This is a genomic window from Hymenobacter sp. UYP22, assembly GCF_040547285.1.
Lineage (GTDB): Bacteria > Bacteroidota > Bacteroidia > Cytophagales > Hymenobacteraceae > Hymenobacter.
The window spans coordinates 265,832-288,364 of the sequence record NZ_JBEPPK010000006.1 but is presented as its reverse complement, the minus strand read 5'-3'; the positions used below and the strand labels follow the sequence as shown (position 1 = coordinate 288,364).

15 protein-coding genes are annotated in these 22,533 nt (G+C 60.1%); 7 read left to right on the top strand and 8 right to left on the bottom strand.

The window, feature by feature from the left end; genetic code table 11:
* Positions 1-280: 280 nt before the first annotated feature.
* On the top strand, positions 281-2,047 hold the full coding sequence (locus ABIB60_RS12940) for a glycoside hydrolase family 10-like protein (protein ID WP_354580403.1): 1,767 nt from the start codon (positions 281-283) through the stop codon (positions 2,045-2,047).
* An 88-nt stretch (positions 2,048-2,135) separates the two neighbouring features.
* On the opposite strand, the gene ABIB60_RS12935 is transcribed toward ABIB60_RS12940, so the two are convergent.
* The 3 genes from ABIB60_RS12935 to ABIB60_RS12925 form a co-directional block, all read right to left on the bottom strand.
* A complete protein-coding gene (locus ABIB60_RS12935; RefSeq protein WP_354580401.1) occupies positions 2,136-3,410 on the bottom strand; it encodes a hypothetical protein in 1,275 nt (424 codons plus the stop codon).
* A gap of 41 nt (positions 3,411-3,451) precedes the next feature.
* Positions 3,452-5,020: a SusD/RagB family nutrient-binding outer membrane lipoprotein gene (locus tag ABIB60_RS12930; protein ID WP_354580400.1), complete on the bottom strand. Its 1,569-nt coding sequence runs from the start codon at positions 5,018-5,020 to the stop codon at positions 3,452-3,454.
* Between the two features lie 100 nt (positions 5,021-5,120).
* Positions 5,121-8,249 carry a SusC/RagA family TonB-linked outer membrane protein gene (locus ABIB60_RS12925; protein ID WP_354580398.1) on the bottom strand — a complete coding sequence of 1,043 codons (3,129 nt, stop codon included), beginning with the start codon at positions 8,247-8,249 and terminating at the stop codon, positions 5,121-5,123.
* Between the two features lie 408 nt (positions 8,250-8,657).
* Between ABIB60_RS12925 and ABIB60_RS12920 the strand changes: the two genes are divergently transcribed.
* The 3 genes from ABIB60_RS12920 (at position 8,658) to ABIB60_RS12910 (ending at position 11,741) form a co-directional block, all read left to right on the top strand.
* A complete protein-coding gene (locus ABIB60_RS12920) occupies positions 8,658-9,836 on the top strand; it encodes an acyltransferase family protein (protein WP_354580396.1) in 1,179 nt (392 codons plus the stop codon).
* A gap of 218 nt (positions 9,837-10,054) precedes the next feature.
* Complete coding sequence (locus ABIB60_RS12915) at positions 10,055-11,188, top strand: acyltransferase family protein (RefSeq protein WP_354580394.1); 1,134 nt, start codon at positions 10,055-10,057, stop codon at positions 11,186-11,188.
* Positions 11,189-11,228: 40 nt separating this feature from the next.
* The gene (locus ABIB60_RS12910) at positions 11,229-11,741 is read left to right on the top strand and encodes a DUF2059 domain-containing protein (protein WP_354580393.1); all 513 of its coding nucleotides are present in this window, start codon (positions 11,229-11,231) and stop codon (positions 11,739-11,741) included.
* A gap of 155 nt (positions 11,742-11,896) precedes the next feature.
* Here the strand turns inward: ABIB60_RS12910 and ABIB60_RS12905 are convergent, their stop codons facing one another.
* On the bottom strand, positions 11,897-13,516 hold the full coding sequence (locus ABIB60_RS12905) for a 3-(methylthio)propionyl-CoA ligase (protein ID WP_354580391.1): 1,620 nt from the start codon (positions 13,514-13,516) through the stop codon (positions 11,897-11,899).
* Positions 13,517-13,601: 85 nt separating this feature from the next.
* Here ABIB60_RS12905 and ABIB60_RS12900 point away from each other — a divergent pair, with 85 nt between their 5' ends.
* Positions 13,602-14,798, top strand: coding sequence for a TIGR03435 family protein (locus ABIB60_RS12900; RefSeq protein ID WP_354580390.1), 1,197 nt, complete (start codon positions 13,602-13,604; stop codon positions 14,796-14,798).
* A 50-nt stretch (positions 14,799-14,848) separates the two neighbouring features.
* On the opposite strand, the gene ABIB60_RS12895 is transcribed toward ABIB60_RS12900, so the two are convergent.
* Together ABIB60_RS12895 and ABIB60_RS12890 are read right to left on the bottom strand one after the other, a co-directional pair.
* The gene (locus ABIB60_RS12895; protein WP_354580389.1) at positions 14,849-18,100 is read right to left on the bottom strand and encodes a serine hydrolase domain-containing protein; all 3,252 of its coding nucleotides are present in this window, start codon (positions 18,098-18,100) and stop codon (positions 14,849-14,851) included.
* A 69-nt stretch (positions 18,101-18,169) separates the two neighbouring features.
* On the bottom strand, positions 18,170-19,195 hold the full coding sequence (locus tag ABIB60_RS12890; protein WP_354580388.1) for an alkaline phosphatase D family protein: 1,026 nt from the start codon (positions 19,193-19,195) through the stop codon (positions 18,170-18,172).
* A gap of 107 nt (positions 19,196-19,302) precedes the next feature.
* Between ABIB60_RS12890 and ABIB60_RS12885 the strand changes: the two genes are divergently transcribed.
* The gene (locus ABIB60_RS12885) at positions 19,303-19,443 is read left to right on the top strand and encodes a hypothetical protein (RefSeq protein ID WP_354580386.1); all 141 of its coding nucleotides are present in this window, start codon (positions 19,303-19,305) and stop codon (positions 19,441-19,443) included.
* Positions 19,444-19,567: 124 nt separating this feature from the next.
* Here the strand turns inward: ABIB60_RS12885 and ABIB60_RS12880 are convergent, their stop codons facing one another.
* Entirely contained in the window at positions 19,568-20,833 is a 1,266-nt protein-coding gene (locus ABIB60_RS12880; RefSeq protein WP_354580385.1) for a carboxypeptidase-like regulatory domain-containing protein, read from the bottom strand.
* Positions 20,834-21,033: 200 nt separating this feature from the next.
* Here ABIB60_RS12880 and ABIB60_RS12875 point away from each other — a divergent pair, with 200 nt between their 5' ends.
* A complete protein-coding gene (locus ABIB60_RS12875; RefSeq protein ID WP_502915126.1) occupies positions 21,034-21,783 on the top strand; it encodes a superoxide dismutase in 750 nt (249 codons plus the stop codon).
* 78 nt (positions 21,784-21,861) lie between these two features.
* On the opposite strand, the gene ABIB60_RS12870 is transcribed toward ABIB60_RS12875, so the two are convergent.
* On the bottom strand, positions 21,862-22,410 hold the full coding sequence (locus tag ABIB60_RS12870) for a DUF6438 domain-containing protein (RefSeq protein ID WP_354580383.1): 549 nt from the start codon (positions 22,408-22,410) through the stop codon (positions 21,862-21,864).
* Positions 22,411-22,533: the final 123 nt, after the last annotated feature.

Below are 22,533 nucleotides of genomic sequence, written 5' to 3'. Positions count from 1 at the left end.
GAGTGAGTGAGTGAGTGAGTGAGTGAGTGAGTGAGTGAGTGAGTGAGTGAGTGAGTGAGTGAGTGAGTGAGTGAGTGAGTGAGTGAGTGAGTGAGGCTGAAGCAATGTGTTGTTTTGTTCGCCCTGGTCTTCGACATGAGCAAATACTCCTAACGCCCGAGCCAAACGCCAGGGGCTGTGCGCTTCTCAGAAGACGAAAAAGACCGGATTGCTTTGCTAGGTCTCCTCGTAATGACAAATCCTCCACCAGTTCACCGCCGCACTCCCTAACTTTGGGGCAATGTTTCGATTGACTGCTGCCGGCCGTTTCCTCCTTTTCTTGTTTCTGAGTGCTTTTCTGCTGGCTCCGCTACGGAGTCGCGCCACTGATGTGCCCCCCAAGCGGGAGTTGCGCGGCGTGTGGATTGCCACGGTGGAGAATATTGACTGGCCCAGCAGCCGCAGCCTCACGCCCGAGCAGCAGCGCCGCGAGTACCGCCGCATGCTCGATGACCACCAGAAAAGTGGCATTAACGCCGTGTTTGTGCAGGTGCGGCCCGCTTCCGATGCCTTCTACCAAAGCAGCCTGGAGCCCTGGAGCAAGTGGCTGACGGGCACCCAGGGCAAAGCCCCCACCCCCCTCTGGGACCCGCTGCCCTTCCTCATCGACGAGGCCCACCAGCGCGGGATGGAGTTTCACGCTTGGTTCAATCCCTACCGGGCCACCATGGACACGGTGACGCGCCGCCTAGCCACCAACCACCCTTACCGCCGCCACCCCGAGTGGTTCATGCGTTACTCCGGCAAGCTGCTTTATAACCCCGGCCTGCCCGAGGTGCGCCAGTACATCAACCAGGTTATTCTGGACGTGGTGCAGCGCTACGACATCGACGGGGTGCACTTCGACGACTATTTCTACCCCTATCCTGAAGCGGGACAGGTGATTCATGATGAGCAGGCCTACGCCCGCTTCAACCCCGACAATCTACCCGTGGCCGACTGGCGGCGGCAAAACGTGAACATTCTCATCCGCGACCTGCACACCTCCATTCAGCAGGCCAAGCGCTGGGTGAAGTTCGGCATTTCGCCCTTCGGCGTGTGGCGCAATCAAACCTCCGACCCCAACGGCTCGGCCACGAAGGCATTCCAGGGCTATGATGGGCTGTACGCCGATGCGCTGGAATGGACCCGCCAGGGCTGGATTGACTACGTGCTGCCCCAGTTGTACTGGAGCACCGGTTTTCGGGTGGCGCAGTATCCGGTGCTGGTGGAGTGGTGGGCCCGCAATGCCAACGGCCGCCACGTGTATATCGGGCACGGGGCCTACCGCATGTTGGAAAGTACCCGCTCCGACTCGGTATGGCGCAACCCACGCGAGCTGCCCCGGCAGGTGCGCCTGAACCGCACGTTTCCGGCTGAGGTGAACGGCAGCGTATTCTTCAGCTCGAAGTCGTTGATGGCTAATGCCCTGCACACTACTGACTCTCTGCGTCAGCACGAGTTTCGGTACCCGGCGCTGGTGCCGGCCATGCCCTGGCTGGATGCCGTGCCGCCCCGCCCGGCCCAGCAGCTCACCGCCTCTACCCAGCTCACGGTAAACACGCTCACCTGGCAGCCCGGACCCGTCGCCGCCGACGGCGACAAGGCAGTTTACTATGCCCTTTACCGCTTTAACGAAGACCAGACGCCTACCCCCGATGACCCCCGTAACCTGCTGGCCCTCATTCGGCCCCAGATGGGCGGCAAATTGCAGTTTCAGGATACCACGGCCCGGTTCGGCAAGGGTTACGCTTACTACCTCACCGCCTTCGACCGCCTGCACAATGAGAGCCGGCCTATTTCGGTGCGCACCACAGGCCGCCCCGCCGAGGTGGTAGTAGCACAGCAGGCTCCCCCCATACCGATACCCGCTCCCGCACCGGAGCCCCAACCAACCACGCCCCCGGTAGCCACCACGCCTCGCCCGACCCCTCCACGCCCAACCACGGTCAATACCCCTACCAAGGTGAAAGTGAAAACCAAGCCGAAGCGCCGGAGCCTTCTGGAACGCATATTTGGCCGGCGCTAAGTATGGTAGCTCAGTAAGCGTTGCTATAAAAGCAGAAAAGCCTCTCCTATTATCTAGGAGAGGCTTTTTACTGCAATTAAGAGGCTGCTTACAGCGTCCGGTACTCGAACTTCACGCGGCCGGTAGAGCCGGCGGCGCTGCTTTTGATGCCCGTAATGCGCAGGAGCATCATCTCGCCGGTGCCCCGCACGCGCACGGCGTATACGTCGTTGACGGCTACGGTACCCAGGTCGGCGGAGGTGGTGTTCTGGAAGAGCAGCAGGCCAATGGCGTTGGCCGTAGCCGTGGTATAAAGGCCCGATGCTACCTGCGCCGGCGTAAGCTTGTAGTAGCGGGTGGTATTGGCCGCAGCCAGCGTGAAACTGGTAGTAGAAATACCCGATACAAACAAGTCCTTGTTGGCCACTGGGCCGGCGGCCGGTTCATTCAAGGCTGTTTTCAGGTTGAATGCCAACGAATCGGAAGGAGCCGAGGCGCCAAACACTACCCGGCCGGTTTTCAGGGCCGTAGCAAACGACGTAGGCCCCACAATGTTGATGGGAGCGGCCGTGAGCGTGGTAGTGGTGTTCTGGGCGTAGGCTACAAACGAGTAGGTGAGGGTCTGGCCATTGGAGCCGGCCGGCACGGGCGCATTCACCGTGACGGTAGTAGCCGCCCCGGCCGAAGGGCCGCGCACTACCCCGAGGCGCTTGGGCGCATCAGTACCCACCCGCGCAAAGTAGGTAAGGCTGTCTACTGCTTTGAATAAGGTAGCCGTGCTGCCAGCGGTGGGGACCGTGGCAATACCGCCCTCATTCAGCAGAATAGAATACCCCAGAATGTCGCCGGAAGACTGCTGGGTGGCGCTCAGGCCGTTGCGGTAGGTTACGGGCGTAGCCGAAAACTTGAGCGTGGGCGAACTAGCCGACAGATACGTGAAGCGGCGTAGGCGCTTGCTGCCGTCGGCAAAGTTCAGGGTCACATCTACCCGCACCGGGGTTTTGTTGGCCAGCGTAGCGGGCACCGTGTAAGGTACAGTCTGGGTGAAAATCTGCGGAGTGCCGTTGTACTGCCCATTGGCCGGGTAAGTACCCACCACTGCTGAGTCCTGCTTGTTGATTACCTGGAACACGGTAACGTCTTTCAGGTTGTCGCCTTGATTAAAGGCCACAATTACCGGTACCGTTTCGCCAGGGGCATACTTGGTAGCCAAAGCCCCGCCGACGGTGGTAATGGAGCCAAAGCCGGCTTCGTCCTGCAAGGTGTAATGGTCGTCAAACTCTTCCTTTTTACAGCCGGCTGTAGCCAGGCCCAGGGCCAGCAGCCCGGCCAGCCCGAGGGGCTGCCACAGGCGGGCGGCAAAAAGAGAACTATGTCGTGTCATACTAGAGAGAAGTAAATAAGAGAGAAAACGGAGGCTAAGCCTCAGGGACGGTCCCACCACAGGGGCTTGCCAACGTACTCGTCGTTGGAGCTAGCCATGGCCTCAGCAAATAGCTTGGCTACGGCTTGAGGGTTGTAAAGCACCTCGGTAGCGCCCGGCAGCATGCGGCGCGGCCATCGGTTTTTGAACTCGGTTTCTTTGGACAGGGCAGCGTTGACGTTGGTGCCAGTTGGGTAGCGCAGGTTGGGGTAAATGACGGGGTCGTAATCCAGGCGGCGCAAATCCGACCACGACTCCGGGTTCAGGAACATAGCAATGTACTTCTGCTCCATGATGCGCTTGAGCGTCAGTTCCGAGGTGGTCTGGGCCACGGCGGCGCTGCTCAGGTAGGTTTCAATCTGGGCCCCGGAAATGAGCGGGAAGGAAACTGGCGGCACGGAGTTGGTGCCGCCCACGCCAATTTTGGCTATGTGCGCCCGAATGCCTTCCCGGTATGCCGTAAGCGCCCGGTTCAGGTTGCCGGCCCGGAACGCTGCTTCGGCCTCAATGAACTTGATTTCGTGGTAGGTGAGCACCTCAAAGTAGCCTAAGTCGCGGGCGTACCAGGAGCTGTAAAAGTCGGTGTAGCCGTTCACCACGGTGGCCGCCGCGGATGTGCCCACACCGGGGTCGGCGCCGGGGCTGCCGGCCGTGGCCATAATGGTCAGGCGCGGGTCTACCACGCCGGGGTAGGCGGCACCCGCGGCATTACCATTCAGGTACTTGATGATGTTGGTGGAGAAAGTAGCCGTAGAAAAGTTGTTGCGGGTGGTCCCGAAAATGTTGGTGGTACCCGTAAGCGGGGCCACGGCCTGGATGTACTGCAACTGGGCGTCGTCGGCCGTGGAGGTCAGGCTCTGATCCACCAGGGCCAGCACTTTGGCCGGGTCGTAGGAGCTTTTCTTGGTGAGGTGGTTGAGCTGGCGGGCTTTCAGGCCATTGGCAAACTTGATCCACTTCTGGGTATTGCCCTGGAACAGAATGTCGCCGGATACGCTGGGTGAGGTAATGTACAGGGGCCGGAAGTTTTCACCGGCTGGCTTCTGCATCAGGGCAATGCCCTCGTCGCAGAGCGTGTTAATGGTGGCGTAAATCTGCTCCTGAGAGTCGTACTTAGGAGTGTAGTTCTGCGCCCCTAGGTAGGCCTCCGAGTACGGAATGTCGCCCAGCATATCGGTGGCGTGGGCCAGCAGCATGGCCTGCACAATTTTGGCCGCCCCAATGTAATAGGGTGAGCCTTCTTCTTCCGCCGCTTTGGCCAGGGTGGGGATGGTGCCGCCCGAGTAGAAGTAGCTGTAGTTGAAGGTATTGGTGCTGTTGGCGTTGGTCAGAATGAACTGATCGGAACCCCCGATGGGCGACTTGCGCACCACGTATTGCGTGAGGTAGGGCGTTACCAGGGAGGTGAACATCTGGGTCTGGATGCCCTGGGAAATAATGCCGGGCAGCAGGAAGTTCGGAGTGGAGGTAACTGGGTTGTTGGGGTCGGTATTGACGTCGAAGAACTTGTCGCAGGACGTCATCACCCCGCTGCTCAGCGCTAAACCCAGCAGCAGCATATATTTTTTCATCACTTGAAGTCGGTTGATTGGTGCTCGTTGTCAATTATCAGCTATTCGATGTCAGCCTAAATGCTGCATGAACAGCTGATAGCCAGCAACTAATAGCTAGTTAGAAGTTCACGCGCAGACTCATGTCTACGCCCCGGGTGCGGGGTACTCCGCCGTAGTCGAAGCCGCCCGAGCCGCCCCCGCGCACCCCGGCCCCGGCCGAGGAGGTTTCTGGGTCACCGCCCGAGTACTTGGTGAACAGCAGCAGGTTGCGGCCTGTCACCGACAGCTCCACGCCTTTCACTGATTTAGAATCAGTAAACAGTTTGGCGGGCAGCAGGTAGGTCAGCGTGGCGTAGCGTAGCCGCGACCAGGAACCATCCTCAATAAAGGGAGTGCCAATCACGCCTAGCACGTTCTGGTAGTAGCTCTGAGTGAGCTCTACCGGGCGCGTATTTGGTACGTAGGAGCCATCCGTCTGCCGGATTACCCCCTCAAACACAGCCGTTTTGTAGCGGTCCAGCGTCCGTTCGCTCTGGCCGGTGCGGGTGGCCAGCCAGTCGTTGCCATTCACCACTTTACCGCCCTTGCGGAAATCCCAGAGGAAGGAGAAGGAAAGCTCCTTATAGCGTAGCGTGTTGGTAACCTGCACCGTGTATTGGGGCGCGCGGTTGCCGGCGTACACAAAGGTGCTGGTGTTTACCAGCGGGTAGCCGGTAGTGGGGCTGATGAGGATCTGACCATCGGGAGCGCGCTGGTAGTCCAGGGCGCTGATGGAGGAAATAGCGTAGCCGGGGAAGGCACCGCCCCGGGCCACATCCACCACCCAGGCATCCGACTGGTACACCTCCGTGAGGAAGCCGGGTAGCTTGTTGGCTTGGTTGCGGTTGGCATAGTAGTTGGCCACTACATCCCAGGTAAAATTGGCCTGCTGCACGGGCGTGCCACGCAAGGCAATTTCCAGACCCTTATTCTCCACGGTACCGCCGTTAATGTACTGCAGAATAAAGCCGGTGGCCTGACTTACGCGCGGGGCAATCAGCTGGTCGCGGGTGGTTTGCTGGTACACGTTGGCCTCCAGGCCCACACGGTTGCGCAGAAACTGCAGGTCTACCCCAAACTCGATGGCGCGGGTGTGCTCCGGTACCAGGTTGGCGTTGGATCCGTAGAAGCCGTTGCGGAAACCACCCCCGATGTAGGTGCCCTGGGCCAAAGGCGAATCCACGCGGTAGGGGCCCGTGTCTTTGCCCACATCCGAGATGGAGCCGCGCAGCTTGCCGTAGTTCAGCCAGGGGTTCTGAGAGAGGCCCAGCAGCTGCGTGAACTCCCAGCCCACGGAGGCCGCGCCGTAGTAGAACACGCGGCCGTAGTTTTTACCTTTGCCGGGGCGGGGCAGGGTAGAGGTCTGGTCGCGGCGCCCGTTCAGCTCCAGGCTTACTTGGTTGAAGAAATTAACATTCAGGCGGGCGAAGTTGCCCACTAGCCGCCGCTCCGAGTTGGTGGTGAGGGCGTTGCGGTTAACCGTGTTGTTGATGGACGGTACGGCCGGGTTGGGGTTCTGGAAAATCAGGCCTAGGTTGTCCACAATTTCCGAGCGGCTCACGTCCACCATGTTGCCCAGCACCAGCGCCCCCCCAATGTTGTCGGTAAAGTCGTGCTTGAAGGTGAGCAGGGTGTTGGAGTTGAGCAGGCGGCTCAAGGTGCTGGTTTCCGAAATACCGCCGTCTTGGTTACCGGTGAGCGAGGTGCCCACGGCCCGCACCGAGCGGTCCTTCTGGAAGTACAGGTCGGTGCCACTAGTGTTTGACAGGTTCAGCCACTTGAAGATGTCCAAAGAAGCCTGAATACTGCCGATAAAGCGGTTGTTGCGGGTGGTCTGGGGGTTGCGGTAAATGGAGAAGTAGGGGTTGTCGGCGTCGTTGGCCGAGGTAGCCGTGCCCAGCAAGCGGCGGCGCGTACCGTCGGGATTGAGGTACACGCGGGCATCGTCGTTGCGGGGCCAGTTGAGCAAGCTGGTGTAGAAACCGCCCGTGCCCCCAAACAAGCCCGGCCCCTGAATGGGCACCGTGCCACCCGAGTTGATGTACTGGGTGGAGCCCGTCAGGCTCAGCTTTTCCGAGAGTTTGGCCGAGCCGCCCAGGCGCAGTGTGGTGCGCTCGTAGCGGCTGGTGGGCACAATGCCATCGGTGGTATTGCGCGAGGCCGAGAAAATAAAGGAGCTTTTCTCCGAGCCGCCCGACATGGTCAGGAAGTGCTGCCAGCTTTTGCCCTTCTGAAAAAAGTCGCTCAGGTTGTTGTACACGGTTTCGCCGGGCTGAAACTGGGGCCCGAAGGAGGAGCGCACGGCGGGGTCGAAGGTGCCGTTGGTGCCCTGCTTGTAACGGTCCTGGAGCTTGGGCAACTGCCGTACCTCATCCACCGAAAACTGGGTGCGGTAGCTGATGGTAGTACGACCGGCGGTGCCTTTTTTGGTGGTAATGATAACCGCGCCGTTGGCGGCCCGCAGCCCGTAAATAGCGGCGGCGGCCCCGCCTTTCAGTACCGTGAGCGAGGCAATATCCTCGGGGTTCAGGTCGCCCACACGGTTCTGGCTGGCCACTGAGCGGCCCAGCAACCCGTTGAAGCCTGAGCCCCCGCCCGGAGCCGTGCTTTCCGTGAACGAGGAGTTATCCATAATCACCCCGTCAATCACAAACAGCGGCTGGTTGTTGCCATCCAGGGAGTTACCGCCCCGGATTACAATGGCAGCACCCTCGCCTGGCGCCCCACCCGACGACGTAATGCTTACGCCCGCCACCTTGCCCTGCAAGGCATTCACGATATTGGTCTGGCGGGTTTCCACCAACTCCCCGCCCTGCACCTGGGGGGCGCTGTAGTTCAGCTCGCGCCGCTCCTGCTTGATGCCCATGCCCGTTACTACCACCTCGCTGAGGCTCTTGGAGTCGGGGGCCAGCGCGATGTTGGCCGTGGTGGCATTGCCCACACGAAACTCCTGGGGAGCGTAGCCGATAAAGCTGAACACCAGCGTGCTGCCAGCGGGTACATTCGAGAGGCTGTAGCGGCCGTCGGCTCCGGTCTGGGTGCCAATGGCCGTGCCTTTTACCACCACGTTTACGCCGGGCAAAGGCTGACCATCATTGCCGCCCGTTACCACACCCTGCATGGTTGTGGTGGCCTGCTGGGCCCATACGGCCGGGGCGGCCAGTAGCAGCCCCAACGATAGGGAAGAGGACCATAGTTGTTTTTTCATACGCAATAGAGAGGTGAGAGAAAAGGAAGGAAACGGCACACCCAACGCGCCCGAGAGGGCGCGCGGCAGTTGGACTATGGCGGGACAGGTGGAGGGTGGGTGGGAAGCGGGCCAGCAAAAATCAGCTAAGGCCGAGGCAACGCACCAGGACTGTGGAAGGCGCTAGGTGGGAGTGGGAAAGGCAGAGCGGAAGCGGAAACGGAGCGGAGAAGCGTGTGGAATTCAGCTAAAACTAACAGTTGTTGTACAGTGAAACAACTATATATGGTATTTTTTGAAGGCTGTACCGACATTCAATCAAGGCAAACTTCTGGGCAAGTTGGCAGGGTCAAGTTGCGGTGCAGAAGCAACAAAACTCCGCCGGATACTGCATCTTGCCGGGAATTCCGCCCTCCGATTCCCGCACGTATGCAAACCACTACGCAGGCTGCCCATGCCACCACGGGTACCACGCCCCTGGCCGAAGCCTCCCAACCCGGCCGCCTCACGAGCCTTGATGTGTTTCGGGGCCTTACCGTCATGGCCATGATACTGGTGAACAACCCCGGCGACTGGGGCCACATCTACGCCCCTCTGGAACACGCCCACTGGCACGGCTGCACCCCCACCGACCTGATTTTTCCCTTCTTCCTGTTCATTGTGGGTGTCAGCATTACCTATGCGCTGGATGGAGCCCGGCAGCAGCCCGCCACCCACGGCCGCACCATGCTGCGGGTGCTGAAGCGGGCCGCCATTCTGTTTGGGTTGGGTCTGTTTTCGGCCTTGTTCCCGAAGTTTGAGTTCAGTACGGTGCGCATACCCGGGGTGCTGGCCCGCATTGCGGTGGTGTTTCTGGTGTGTGGCATCCTGTTTCTGAAAACCAACCGCAGGCAGCAAATTGGGCTGCTGGCCTTTATCCTGATTCTCTACAACGTGCTGCTGCAGCTGGTGCCCGTGCCCGGCTACGGCCCGGCCAACCTGGAGGCCGGTACCAACCTGGGCGCTTGGCTTGACCGCACGGTGCTGGGGGAGGCTCACCTCTGGAAGCAAAGCCGCACCTGGGACCCTGAAGGCCTGTTGAGCACGCTGCCAGCCGTGGGCACTGGGCTGCTGGGCCTGCTGGCGGGGCAGTGGCTGCGCCGCCGGGAAGTGGAGCCGGCTACGCGGGTGGCCTGGCTGTTTGTGGCGGGCGGGGGCTGCGTGCTGCTGGGCCTGGTCTGGAACGGGTGGTTTCCCATCAACAAAGCCCTCTGGACCAGCTCCTACGTGCTGTACGCCGGCGGGCTGGCCCTGGCTATGCTGGGCGGGCTGTACTGGCTGGTGGATGTGCAGCAGTACCGCCGCTGGACGCTGCCAGCCCTGGTGTACGGCGTGAATGCCATTACCGTGTTTTTCCTCTCGGGCCTGATTCCGAGGCTGCTGAATATGGTGCAGGTAACCGACGCTGCCGGCGAGAAAGTGGGCCTGCGTACCTGGCTGTATGATACGCTGTTCGTGCCCTATTTCAGTCCCATTAATGCTTCCCTGGCCGGGGCGCTGGTATGCGTACTCATCTGGTTCGGGGTACTCTGGCTGATGTACCGGCGCAATGTCATCATTAAGGTGTAGTAGGTGAATCAACAAAAACAGAACGTCATTCCGAGCTTGCCGAAGCATTTCGCGTGCTGACGTTGTGCTGCTATTGTCATGCTGAGCTTGTTGTGCGTCTGGCAAAGAACCGACGCATCTTTGCCGCTTCGGTGAGCTACCGGCACAACGTCAGCACGCGAAATGCTTCGGCTACGCCTCTGCATGATGTTCTATTACAACTACAACCAATCCACAGAATGCGCGCTGATAAACCCGCCCGCCTGCTTTCCCTGGATGTTTTTCGGGGGCTGACGGTGCTGCTGATGCTTTTGGTAAACAACGCCGGCGACTACACCCAGTACTACCGCCCGCTGGCCCACGCGCCCTGGCACGGCTGTACCCCCGCCGATCTGGTGTTTCCGTCCTTCGTGTTCATCATGGGGGTGGCGCTGGTGTACGGGCTGGCGGCGGTGCGCCCGCAGCCAGCGTTGCACCGCGCTACGCTGTGGCGGGTGGCCCGCCGCACGCTGGTGTTGCTGGTGCTGGGCCTGCTCATCGGGCTGATTCCCTACTTCTACTTCACTTCCTTCCGAATTCCGGGGGTGCTGCAGCGCATTGCTTTGGTGTACGGGGCCTGCAGTGTGCTTTTCCTGAAAACTACCTGGCGGCAGCAACTCTGGCTAGTTGGCGGGCTGCTCGTGTTTTATAACGTGCTGCTGCAGCTGGTACCGGTGCCCGGCTACGGCCCGGCCAATCTGGAACCGGCCACTAACCTGGGGGCCTGGCTCGACCAGCGGCTGTTCACCGTCAACCATATGTTTCTAAAAGACAAAGGCTGGGACCCGGAATCCTTGCTGGGCACGCTCCCTACCATTGCCACCGGGCTGCTGGGCGTGCTGGTGGGCCAGGGGCTGCACCGCCCCGCCCCCGACCGGGCCAGCAAAGCCGCGTGGCTGTTTGTGGGCGGCAGCGGACTGGTGCTACTGGGCCTTGTCTGGAACGGGTGGTTTCCCATCAACAAAGCCCTCTGGACCAGCTCCTACGTGCTGTACGCCGGCGGCATCAGCGTGCTGGTGCTGGCGGGATTGTACTGGCTGGTAGATGTGCAGCAGTGGTGCGGGGCTTGGACCCGGCCGCTGGTGGCCTGCGGTAGCAATGCGCTGCTGGTGTTTTTCCTGCCCGAAGTGCTGGAGCGGCTGCTTACCCGCCTCAAGCTGCACCACGCCAATGGCACCCTGTTTTACGCCCGCGACTGGCTGTACCGCACCTTCTTCACGGACCATATTGCTAACCCCTACCACGCCTCCCTCGCCTACGCCGTGGCCTATACTGCCGTGTGGGTGGGCATTTTGTGGGTGCTGTACCGGCGGCGAATTTTCTTTACCGTGTAGTGGCGGCCAGCTGCCGGTGCGAATTTTCCGTACTTCGAGTATGAAATATTCTTGGATCCTGACCGCCGCTCTGGCCCTGACTGCCACCGTGGCGGAGGCGCAAACGACTACCCCCACTACCGCCGCTGCTCCAGCCAAAACGCCCATATCGGCTAGCCAGCGCAAGGCGGCCGAGGAGCTGCTGGCGGCTTCCAACTCCGAGAAAAACCTGACGGAATCCATCGACCGGATGCTGGCTTCACAGATTGAGCAAAACCCCGGCATGAAGGCCGTGGAGCCTGAGATGCGCGCCTACATCACCAAATACATGAGCTGGAATGCCATGAAGGAAGATATGGTGCAGCTCTACGCCCGCGAGTTCACCGAAAAAGAGCTGAAGGAGCTGGCCAAATTCTACCAGACGCCCATCGGCCGCAAAACCATCGACAAAATGCCCCAACTGATGACCGCCAGCATGGAAATCGGGCAGCGCCGCATGCAGGAGCACTTGCCCGAGCTGCAACAGGCCATTGCCGAGAAGATGAAAGAGCAGAATCCGGGAGAAGTGAAGTAAACCGTCAGTTGTACGTACCAAACCGTTTGTCATCCTGAGCGTAGCGAAGGACCTTATTACGCCTGAACGAGGCGTTGTTACGGTTTTCGTTCAGGCGTAATAAGGTCCTTCGCTACACTCAGGATGACGATTTATTATTCAGTCCCAGCAATTAGCTACCACTGGTAGCCGTCAAAATCCTTGCGGAGCTGGGTTTTGAGGAGTTTGCCGGTGGCGGTGTGGGGGAGTTGCTCCACGAATTCCACAGCCTCAGGCACCCACCAGCGGGCTACCTTGCCGTCGTAGTAGGCCAGGATTTCTTCCTTGCTGAGTTCCTGGTCGGGCTTCTGGACTACAATCAGCAGGGGCCTTTCGCTCCATTTGGGGTGGGGCACGCCAATAACAGCAGCTTCAGCCACGGCGGGGTGCCCGATGGCCAGGTTTTCCAGCTCGATACTTGAAATCCACTCCCCACCCGATTTAATAACGTCCTTGCTCCGGTCGGTAATCTGCATGAAGCCAGCCGGGTCGATGGTAGCTACGTCGCCGGTGCGGAACCAGCCGTTTGCAGTAAGCTGGCCGGACTCGGTGCCGAAGTACTCGGCCACGATGAAGGGCCCGCGCACCAGCAGGTCGCCGAAGGCCACGCCGTCGTGGGGTAGCTCCCGGCCTTCGTCGTCCACAATCTTCATATCCACCCCAAAAATGACGCGGCCCTGCTTGGTCTGGATGGCGAACTGCTCGTCGGGGCTGAGGCTGAGCTGCTGGGGCTTGAGAGTGCACACGGTGCCCAGGGGCGAGGTTTCCGTCATGCCCCAGGCGTGGCGGATGGTGACACCCAGCTCCTCATCGAAGGCTTTTAATAATGCCGGTGGGCAGGAGGCCCCGCCCACAATCATCTGCCGCAGCGAGGAAAACCGCCGCTGCTTTTCGCGCATGAAGGTGAGCAGCCCAAACCAGATGGTGGGCACCCCGGCCGTAAACGTGACGCCTTCCGTCTCGAACAGCTCGTAGAGGCTGGCCGCATCCAGGCCCGGCCCGGGCAGCACCAGCTTACAGCCAATCATGGGAGCCAGGTACGGAATGCCCCAGGCGTTGACGTGGAACATGGGCACCACCGGCAGAATCACGTCCCGGGCCGAGCAGTTGAAGCAGTCGGGCAGGGCGGCGGCGTAGCTGTGCAGCAGCGTGGAGCGGTGGGAGTACAGCACGCCCTTGGGCTGGTCGGTGGTACCGGAGGTGTAGCACAGGGAAGACGCCGTGTTTTCATCGAAAACGGGCCACTCAAACGCGTTGTTTTCCGCCGCCAGCAGGTCTTCGTAGCAGCGCAAACCGGGCAGGGTAGTGGTTTCGGGCATGTGGGCCCGGTCGGTCAGCAGCACCCAGGCTTCCACAGTAGGGCAGCTGGGGGCCAGCTTTTCCACCAGCGGCAGGAACGTGAGGTCGAAGAACAGCAGCCGGTCCTCGGCGTGGTTGATGATGTACACCAGTTGCTCCGGAAACAGCCGCGGGTTGCTGGTGTGGCACACCGCTCCCGAGCCCGATATGGCATAATACAGCTCCAGATGGCGGTGCGTGTTCCAGGCCAGCGTGCCCACCCGGTCACCGCTCCGGATGCCTAGGCGGTGCAAGGCGTTGGCCAGCTGGCGGCTGCGGCGGCCCAGGCCGGCGTAGGTGGTGCGGTGCAGGCCGCCTTCGGGCAGGCGGCTCACAATTTCCGTGTCGGCGTGCCATTTTTCGGCGTGTTCCAGCAGCCCCGCAATGCGCAGGGGGGTGTTCATCATGAGGCCTAGCATAGGGCAGGGGGGTAGTGGGTGGCACAGTGCAGTAAGCTACTGAGAATATAGTAGTTTAAAGGCCTTAATCCAGTCGTCTTTTGCTATGCATATACGTCGATTTTTATCAGTTACTTGTCTACTGGGGGCCCCCTCGTTTGGTTCGGCTCAGGCGCTGCATGAGGGCGACCAAGTACCAGCTTTTACGCTGGCCACGCTCAACAGCCCGCGCCCAGTGTTTAGCTCTGCAGCGGTGGCAGGCAAGTTGCTCATTCTGGAGTTCTGGGGAACCTGGTGTAGCCCCTGCATTCCGGCGCTGCTGCACCTGGATTCTTTGCAGCAGGCGTTTCCGCAGCAGTTGCAGGTAGTAGGGGTAGCCGCCGACCCGGAGGCGCGGGTACGTACGTTTCTACAGCGCCGGCCGGTGCATATTCCATTAGCTGCGTTGCTCGACGAGCAGGCACTCCTGTACCGGTACTTCCCGCACCGTACCGTGCCGCACACCGTAGTCATCGGCCCCGATGGTAAAGTGCTGGCTATTACCAATCCCAAGGCCATTACGCTTACGGTGATACGGCAATGGCTAGCAGGACAGAGTGCGCCGGTTGAAGCCAAACACGATGAGCTGCGGAACCCACTGAGCTTTTTTCCGGCCGATACGAGCACGCGCTATGCCTTGCGGGTTCAGCCGTATTTGGTAGGGCTGGGCAGCCAAATGCGTCGTGACCAAACTCCCGGGTTACGAGGCCGTCGGGTTACCTTTATCAATACCAGTCTGCAAAATCTGGTGCAGCAAGCGTACCAGGTGTCGCACCTGCGCGTGCAAAATCAGCTGCCCGCCAGCCGTACGTCATATGAGCCCGCCAACTTGTTCTGCCTGGATTTAATCGTGCCGCCCGCGGAAAGTAGACAATTATTCAATCGGCTGAGGCCGGAACTTCACAGCCGGTTTGGGCTGCACGTTTCGGTGCGCCCTGAAAGCCGGCCAGTATACGTGTTGCGCCGGCTTGCAGCGGCTGCCTGGCCCGAATCGAACAAACCGGAACAGGCTTCTTGGTCCGGCAAAGGCCTAGAAGCAGAAGGTAGTAGCGTAGAAGTGCTGCGGGAGTTTCTGGAGAATATGGCGAGCAAGCCCGTGGTAAACGAAACAAACCTGGCAGGTCATTACGACATCAAGCTGGCAGTGCAGCCTGAGGATAAACTGCCCGAAGTAAAGCTGAGCTTGCAAAAGATGGGCTTAACCCTGGAAGAAGCTACCCGCACGATTGATGTAGTGTATATGGCCGAGCAGAAAACCCCCTAGGCACTACCTAAAAACAACAGCGCCCCGACCAGAAGGTCGGGGCGCTGTGCTTATTCCTCTTTCGGAACGGTGCTTTCCACTTCCTGCTTCTGCGGCTGCCGGACGCTTTGCAATGCAATCTGCAGAATACCGCTGCGCACGCTCAACTCCGTGATTTTGTTGTTGCGACGGGTGGGGTTTACGCGGTTGGTGAGCACCACGCAGGTAATTTCCTCCTTGGGGTCGACCCAGAAATAAGTGCCCGTGAAGCCGGTGTGGCCGTAGCTCTGGGGCGAGGCCAGCGGGGCCGAATTCACGGTCGGGTTGGTGGCGGGCCTATCGAAGCCTAAGGCGCGGCGGTTATCGGGGCAGAACTGGCAGCGGGTGTACTCCTGCACAGTTTCGGCTTTGAGAATTTGCTGCCCGCCGTACTTGCCATTCCAGGCGTAGAGCTGCACCAGCTTGGCCAAATCAGTAGCCGAGCCGAATAGGCCGGCGTGGCCGGAAAGGCCGCCCAGCAGGGCCGCGCCCTCGTCGTGCACCGTGCCGTGGAGCTGGCCGTGGCGGAACAGGGAGTCGTATTCAGCGGGGGCAATCCGGCTGAGCGGGAAGCGGCGGGTGGGGTTGTAGCCCAGCGTGGTAGCGCCCAGCGGCTGGTAGATTTCCTGGGTCACAAATTGGTTTAGGGGCTTACCCGACACCCGTTGCACAAAGCGCGGGTACAGGATAAACGACAAATCGGAGTACACGTAGCCCGGCTTCTCGTTCAGCGGCGACTCGGCAATGGCCTTCACAATGCGCTCCGGAAAGTCCTTGCGGGCCCACAGGCGCGGGCCGGCCGGCAGCGGAAACCGCGCCGACGAATCGGGGCGGAAGTAGCGGCGGTTTAGCTCCGAGGGCTGGGTAGTGGATACGACTTTGGCGTCCGGGCTTTTGCCGAAGATGGAGTTAAAGAAACCTCGGGGCTTAGTATAGTCCTTCCAAAACGGAATCCAGGCTTTCAGGCGGGCCTGGTGGGTAAGCACGTCGCGCAGCTTCAGGTCCTGCTTGTTGGTGCCTACCAGCTCCGGAAACAGCTGGCCCATCGTCATATCCGGATTGAATTTGCCCTCATCCTGCAGCTTCATCAACGAAGGCAGCGCGGCCGATACTTTGGTCAGGGAGGCCAGGTCGTAGAGGTCGGTGCTGCGGACGGGGCGGGCGGACTGGCCGGCGGTGGGGTAGTTGTGGGTGCCGTAGCTTTTCTGCAGCACCACCGTGCCGCGCCGGGCAATAACTACCTGCCCACCCGGAAAGGCCCGGGAGGCAATGGCCAGGTTCATCAACGAATCGACGCGGCTTTCCAGGTTGTTGTTCAGGCCCACGGCCTCGGGCTGGCTGTAGCGCAGCCGAATGCCGCCCTGGGTAGCCAGGCCTGTTCCGTAAGCATATCGGTCGGAGATGGTAACGGGCAACTTCCCGCTGGCCGAAATACCGCCGAAAATTACCTCGGCAGCTACTTCCTGGGCGTTCTTGCTTTCCTGATACGCCATTACCACAGCATCGGCGCGGTCCAGGTCGCGGAGCTTGGCGGCGGCGTAGGCCGAGCCGAACACCGACACGATAAGCCGCTGGCCCTTGCCACCCAGCTCCCGCAGCAGCACGTTGGCCTCGGGGCTTACCCCGAAGTTAGTGGCAGGCAGGCGGCCCAGGTTGTTCACCCCAATCAGCACGGTGTTGTAGGCCCGCAGGGTTTCGCGCATCCGCGTCAGCTCATCCATGGTGGGCGTAGCGGGCAGCCAGAAGTGGCGCACCGGCGCATAGTCGGCCACCATGCGCTGGAAGTCGGTGGTATCCTTGGTGCCAATGGTGAGCGTGGCCAGGCGCAACGTATCGAGCCGCTGCAGGGGCAGCAGGCTGCGCTGATTACGCAGCACCGTTACGCTCAGCTCCGAGAGCTGGCGGCTAAGGTATTGGGCGTGGGGCGTATTGAGGTCGGCAGTGAGGCCGCGCAGGTTGATGGGCCGGTACTGGTTCAGGCCGGCCCACTGTTTCAGGGCCAGCACCTTGCGGCAGCGCCGGTCAATGTCGGCCTGGCTTAGCTCGCCCCGGTTGATGGCCTCCCGTACCATGCGCAACGCCAGCGGAATGTTCTTGCTGAACTCCAGAATATCGTTGCCCGCCACCAGCGCCCGCACGTCGGCATCACCGGGCGGGTATTTGCTGATGACGCCCTTCATGTTCATGGCGTCGGTGAAGATGATGCCTTCAAACCCTAGCTTCTGCTGTAGCAAGCCCTGAATAATAGGTTTGGAAAGGGTGGAGGGCAGGCCCGTGGTATCGAGGGCCGGAATGTTGAGGTGGGCCACCATCATCCCCCCAATGCCGCGCTTAATCAGGCTTTTGAAGGGGTAAAGCTCCAGCGTATCAATCCGCTTCCGGTCGATGCGGAGCAGGGGCAGGGCCAGGTGGGAGTCGGTGTCGGTGTCGCCATGGCCGGGGAAGTGCTTGGCTACGGCCAGCACGCCCGCATCCTGCATGCCCTTCATGTAGAGGTAGCTTTTCTCCGTTACGCTTTCCCGGTTTTCGCCCCAGCTCCGGAAGCCAATGACGGGGTTAGCGGCGTTGTTATTCACGTCAATTACCGGGGCGAAGTTTACGTGCATACCCAGGCGCTTGAACTGGGCGGCAACTTCGGCGCCCATGTCATAAATGAGCTGGTTGTCGCGCACTCCGCCCATGCTCATCTGGTAGGGGAAGCGCACCACGCTATCCAGGCGCATACCTACGCCCCACTCGGCGTCCATGGCTACCAGCAGGGGCACTTTGCTCTGGCTTTGGTAGCGGTTCAGCAAGCGGCTCTGGCGCACCGGCCCGCCCTGGAAGAAAATCAGCCCGCCGATGCCGTATTGCTGAATCAGGGTCGAAATGGAGTCCTCATCGATGCGTTTCCGGTTGGAGTAGGCCGCCACCATAAACAGCTGCGCCACCCGCTGGTCGGGCGTGAGTGTGCGCATCACCGAATCAACCCATAGAGAATAGAATTCTTCCTGCTCAAATGGAACTGGAGCATTCTTTCCTCGAAAAATTCTTGGTGGAACAAATCGATTTTTACCACTTACCGCCACTGCGGTAGCCGAGGTAGCTGGCGTAGCGCGGCGTGGAGCGGGCGCCACGGGGGGCGCTTTGCGTACCGGGGCGCGGCGGGCTACGGTATGGGTAGTTTTGCGGACTGGGGATTTTTTGCGGCGGCGCTGGGCCGAGCCGGAATCGGGGCTGAGCAGTACCAGGGCCAGCAGCAACAAGGAAAAGAAGCGCGAAAAGGACAAAACGGCGGAAGGCAAAAAGTGAGGTGACGAAGTTAGCCGAACTGCGCTGGAACCGGCGCATAGATTCCGGGCCGGCGCGGCGGATTAGCGGTTCAATTTAATTTCTTCGGTGTAGAATACCTTTCCATCGTCGCCGCGCAGAGAGGCCGTAACGCGCAGTTGGCGGCCGTGAGGGCGAAACTGGAACAGGGCGTAGTGCTTCTGATTCACCAAGGGACCTACCCGGTACTGGTTAGGCTCACTGGTGTTGTGGGTGGCAGGGTGGGTGAGGCCGCTGGAGGTTATTTCATACACGGGTTTCTTCAGGCCCGGCACCGGCACCCGGGATACTTCGCCAATGTGCCGGTCGCCGCTGATGAGCAGAACGCCCTTGGGCCTGGTATCCTTAAGCAACGTGAGCAGGCGCTGCCGGGCTACCGGGAAATTGGCCCACTTCTCGAACCGGTGCTGGTAGGGCAAAAATTGAATGCCCGAGGCAATGATGTGGGCATCGGCATCGGAGCCGGCGAGCTGCTGCCGCAGCCACGCCCACTGCGCTTCGCCCAGCACGTCGCCGGTGGGGTTGGGGTGGTACACCAGGGCCGAGTCACGGAACAGCGGGTCCTGGAAATACCGGTCGTCCAGCAGAATTACCTTCACCTTCTTCTTGCCCACGGCATACGCATACGAGGTATAAATTCCTTCCTGCTTCCGTCGGGTGCTGTTTTGAGGCTCTTGCAAAAAGTCCAGGGCAATCTGCTGGTTTTGGGCCTTAAAGGGGTAATTCTTGTCGCCGTCGTTGCGGCCGTAGTCATGGTCGTCCCAGGTGCCAATCACCTGGGTGCCCTGCTCACGGAGGTGGCGGTAACCGGGCTGATTGAACTGGGCATCGTACTTGGCCCGCAGCACTTGGGGGTTATCAGAGTCGCCGTAGATATTGTCGCCCAGCCACACCCACACGGCTGGTTTATCTTGGGCAATATCATCCCACAAAGGCTGGGGTAAATCGTGACGGTTGCAGGAGCCGAAAGCAATTCGCAGCTCAGAAGCGGAAGCCGCAGATTGCGCCCGCGCTGCCGGCTGCTCCCCCAGCAGGCCCGCCGCCAAGAGGCAAAGCAAGATTGTTTTCATGGGCCAAAGATGCGGCCCCAGAAGCGCAACGCTGCGTTTAGCCCCTAAAAAAACCGTTGTAGTTAGCAGCGTTGGTTACTTTTTTTCGTTTTGCTGGTTACCAGCCTATGTCAAAGCGCCGCCCTACCGACCAACCTCCCCATTTCAGCTCCGATGATGCCCGCTTGCTAAAAGGCATTGCCATTGGTATCGGCTGCTCCTTTCTGGTGGGCATGCTGCTGCTGGTGCTAGTTGCGTTTTTCGGGTAATTGGGCCAGAGAAATCGGTTAAGAAACAGCGGGGAAGTGTAGCAGCACCATATACTTGGCAACGGCTACATTTCCCCGGCGGGCTGCTACTGCGCGTGCTAGGCACGGCAGCACAGATTAAGCATTAGCGTCTGTTTTGAGTTGGGGCCTTCTTTACCATGGAGCCGAAAGCGCCCTTTTTCTCGAAGGCGCTAACCACTTCCTCCTCGGCGGGGGTGCGCTTCACCACCGGGTTGTCGGCCCAGAACTCGGGGTCGTAGGGCTTGGCCCGGATGGCGTCCAGGTCCCGGTCGTTGAGGTTGGCGCGGGCGTAGGGCAGGCTCTGCACCTTGGAGCTCTGCTCGAAAAAGTAGGTAAACGAGGATACGTTGATGGCCAGCGGGGCTTTACCGGGCTCGGTCAGGTTGGTATTCAGATTCATCTTCATCAGCTCCAGCGGAGCCACCTCACCCTTGCCATTAGTGGATCGGAAAGTCATTTCGATGTCGAGCTTCGCATCCTCAAACTTCTGGCGGGGGTTGTTGGTGCTGCCCGTGAAGCTGGGCTGCGTCATGCGGTAGCGCACTACCTGATACGTTTCAATATCAATCCAGATGGTGCCCTGGGAGCGGTATTTCACCTCGGGCCGAGTTTCAAAGTTGATTTCCGCTACGCCGCCCGTGGAGTCCTCCCCAACAATACCCTTCAGCTCCAACAGGTAGGTTTTCTCCACGTTGGGGCTCATCAAAGCCAGCGAGGTAGTGCTATCCTGGCTGGGGTCGAAGAGGCCAAACTTGCGGGTATATACCGAGAAGTTGCTCAGGTTGATGGGGGCCTGCACGGCGGCGTAGCGGCCCTGGGCCAGCGTGGTGCCCACAATGCGCGCCGGGTTCGACTTTACATTCCACACCACTTCCTGCAGCTCCGTGGGCTGGTTGTCGATGCGGGTAATCTGACGGTAGAAAGCCTTGCCGTAGTAGTTGCGGCGGTAGTTGCGCTGCAAATTGCGGAAAGCCCGGTCTACCAGCTGAAACGGAAAGCTGGCCACTTTCACCTCGGGCAGCACTACGGTGGCCTCCGCCAGCAGAATATTCAGGGGCTCGGCCGCCGAGGTAATGCGCAGGGTGTCTTTTACGTGGTTCAGCTCCGAGAACAGCAGGGTGGTAGGCAGTTGCTTAACTACCAGCGTAAACTCGCCCTCCAGGTTGGTGGTAGTGCCGTTGGTAGTGCCGGGCACGGCCACGCTGGCAAAGGGCAGGGCCTCCTTGGTGTCTTTGTCGCGCACTACGCCGCGCAGCTGCACCTGGGCTTGGGCCACGTGGGCCAAACTAAACAGGATCAGCAACAGGCCGAAGAAGCGAAAAACCGGGGCTTTGCGGAAGGAAGGAGCGGAGCGGAGAGCAAACAGCATACGGGTACAAGCGGGTGAAGCGGCGAAGTGGCCTTCTGATGAACGTGCACCGGACCCAAAACCGTGCCCACTTGCACAAAAGTAGCCCCGAAACGCAACAGGAAGCTACCAATCCGGGTAAGTAGTTCTACCTTGGGCCTGGCTGGCTTCCTGCGTGCCGGCCCATATTCCTTGTCCACTGTTTCTTCTCTTCTACTCTCATGCTGAAGCGAGATTTCCTGAAAAATGCCCTGCTCACGGCTGTGGGCGCGCTGGTGAGCCCTGCCGTGCTGGCGGCCGCCCACGAAGAAAACCTGCTGCGCGAAGCCCGGGCCACGCCCATGGCCGATGGCCCCTTCACGCTGCCCGCCCTGCCCTACGCCTTCAATGCCCTGGAGCCGCACATTGACTCCAAAACCATGGAAATTCACCACGATGCGCACCATAAAACGTATGTATCCAAGCTGAATGAAGCCGTGGTAGGCAAGCCCGAGGAGAAGATGAGCCTGGCCCAGCTGCTGGCCTCGGCCAGCAAGCAGCCCGATGCTATCCGCAACAACGCCGGCGGCCACTGGAACCACTCGTTCTTTTGGCAAATCCTCTCGCCCAAGGGCGGGGGGCAACCCACTGGCGGCCTGGCAGCAGCCATCAACAAGGACTTCGGCTCTTACGAGAAGTTTACCGAGGAATTCACCAAAGCCGCCACCGGCCGCTTTGGCTCGGGCTGGGCGTGGCTGATTCTGGATAGGAAAGCCGGCAAGCTCATGATTACCTCCACGCCCAACCAGGACAACCCCCTGATGGATGTGGCCGGCATCCAGCGTGGTACCCCCATTCTGGGCCTTGATGTGTGGGAGCACGCCTACTACCTCAAGTACCAAAACAAGCGCCCGGACTATATCAAGTCGTTCTGGAACGTGGTAAACTGGGGCGAGGTAAGCAGCCGCTACGACGAAGCCCGCAAAGGCTAGCACCTGCAGTATCCAGCTACCGAACACGAAAAAAGCCACCCCGTTTTGGGGTGGCTTTTTTCGTGCTGCTACGGGTGGCTACTTTGCATTCACGGTACTCAGGGCTTTTTCAATGCGGGTGTTAATTAGGGCGAATAGCTGCTGCAACTCAGCCGGCGCGTTGCCCTCAGCCCGCACCGATTTCTTGGAGCCATCCGGGTAAGTAATGGTAAGTCCGGTAGAAGGCATATCAGAAGCACCACTGGTATACTCGGCGTTAAAGCGGCGGAACTGCCGGGCCTCGGCGGCCTGCATCATCTCCTTCACCACGGCTGCACCAAGCTGCACATCATAGGTACCTTCTACGGGCGCGTATTTGAAGCCCTCGTAGTGCATGCGGCCATCGGCATAAATCTGGGCCGTGAAGTGGGGGCATTTACCGAAGCAGGGCGTTTTGCCAAACGTAAGTACTGGTACGGCCTGCACGGGCGCGTTAGAAACAGGCAGACCATCCGTGGTCGGGGCCGGTAGGCTGGCAGGTGCAGTGGGCACGGCCGTAGCAGCAGGTACGGAACGATTTACCGTGCAGGCCGGCAAAGCAGATAACTCCAACAGGGTAATAAACGGAGCAAGTAGGAAAGCACGCATACCAACGCAGGAAAGTGAGGAGGGGAAATATAGGTAAAACCCTATAGCCAAACTTGGTGCCAGAAAAAACGCCCCGCAGCCAACAGGCCACGGGGCGTTTTCAGCAAACGTAATGCAGCGGTA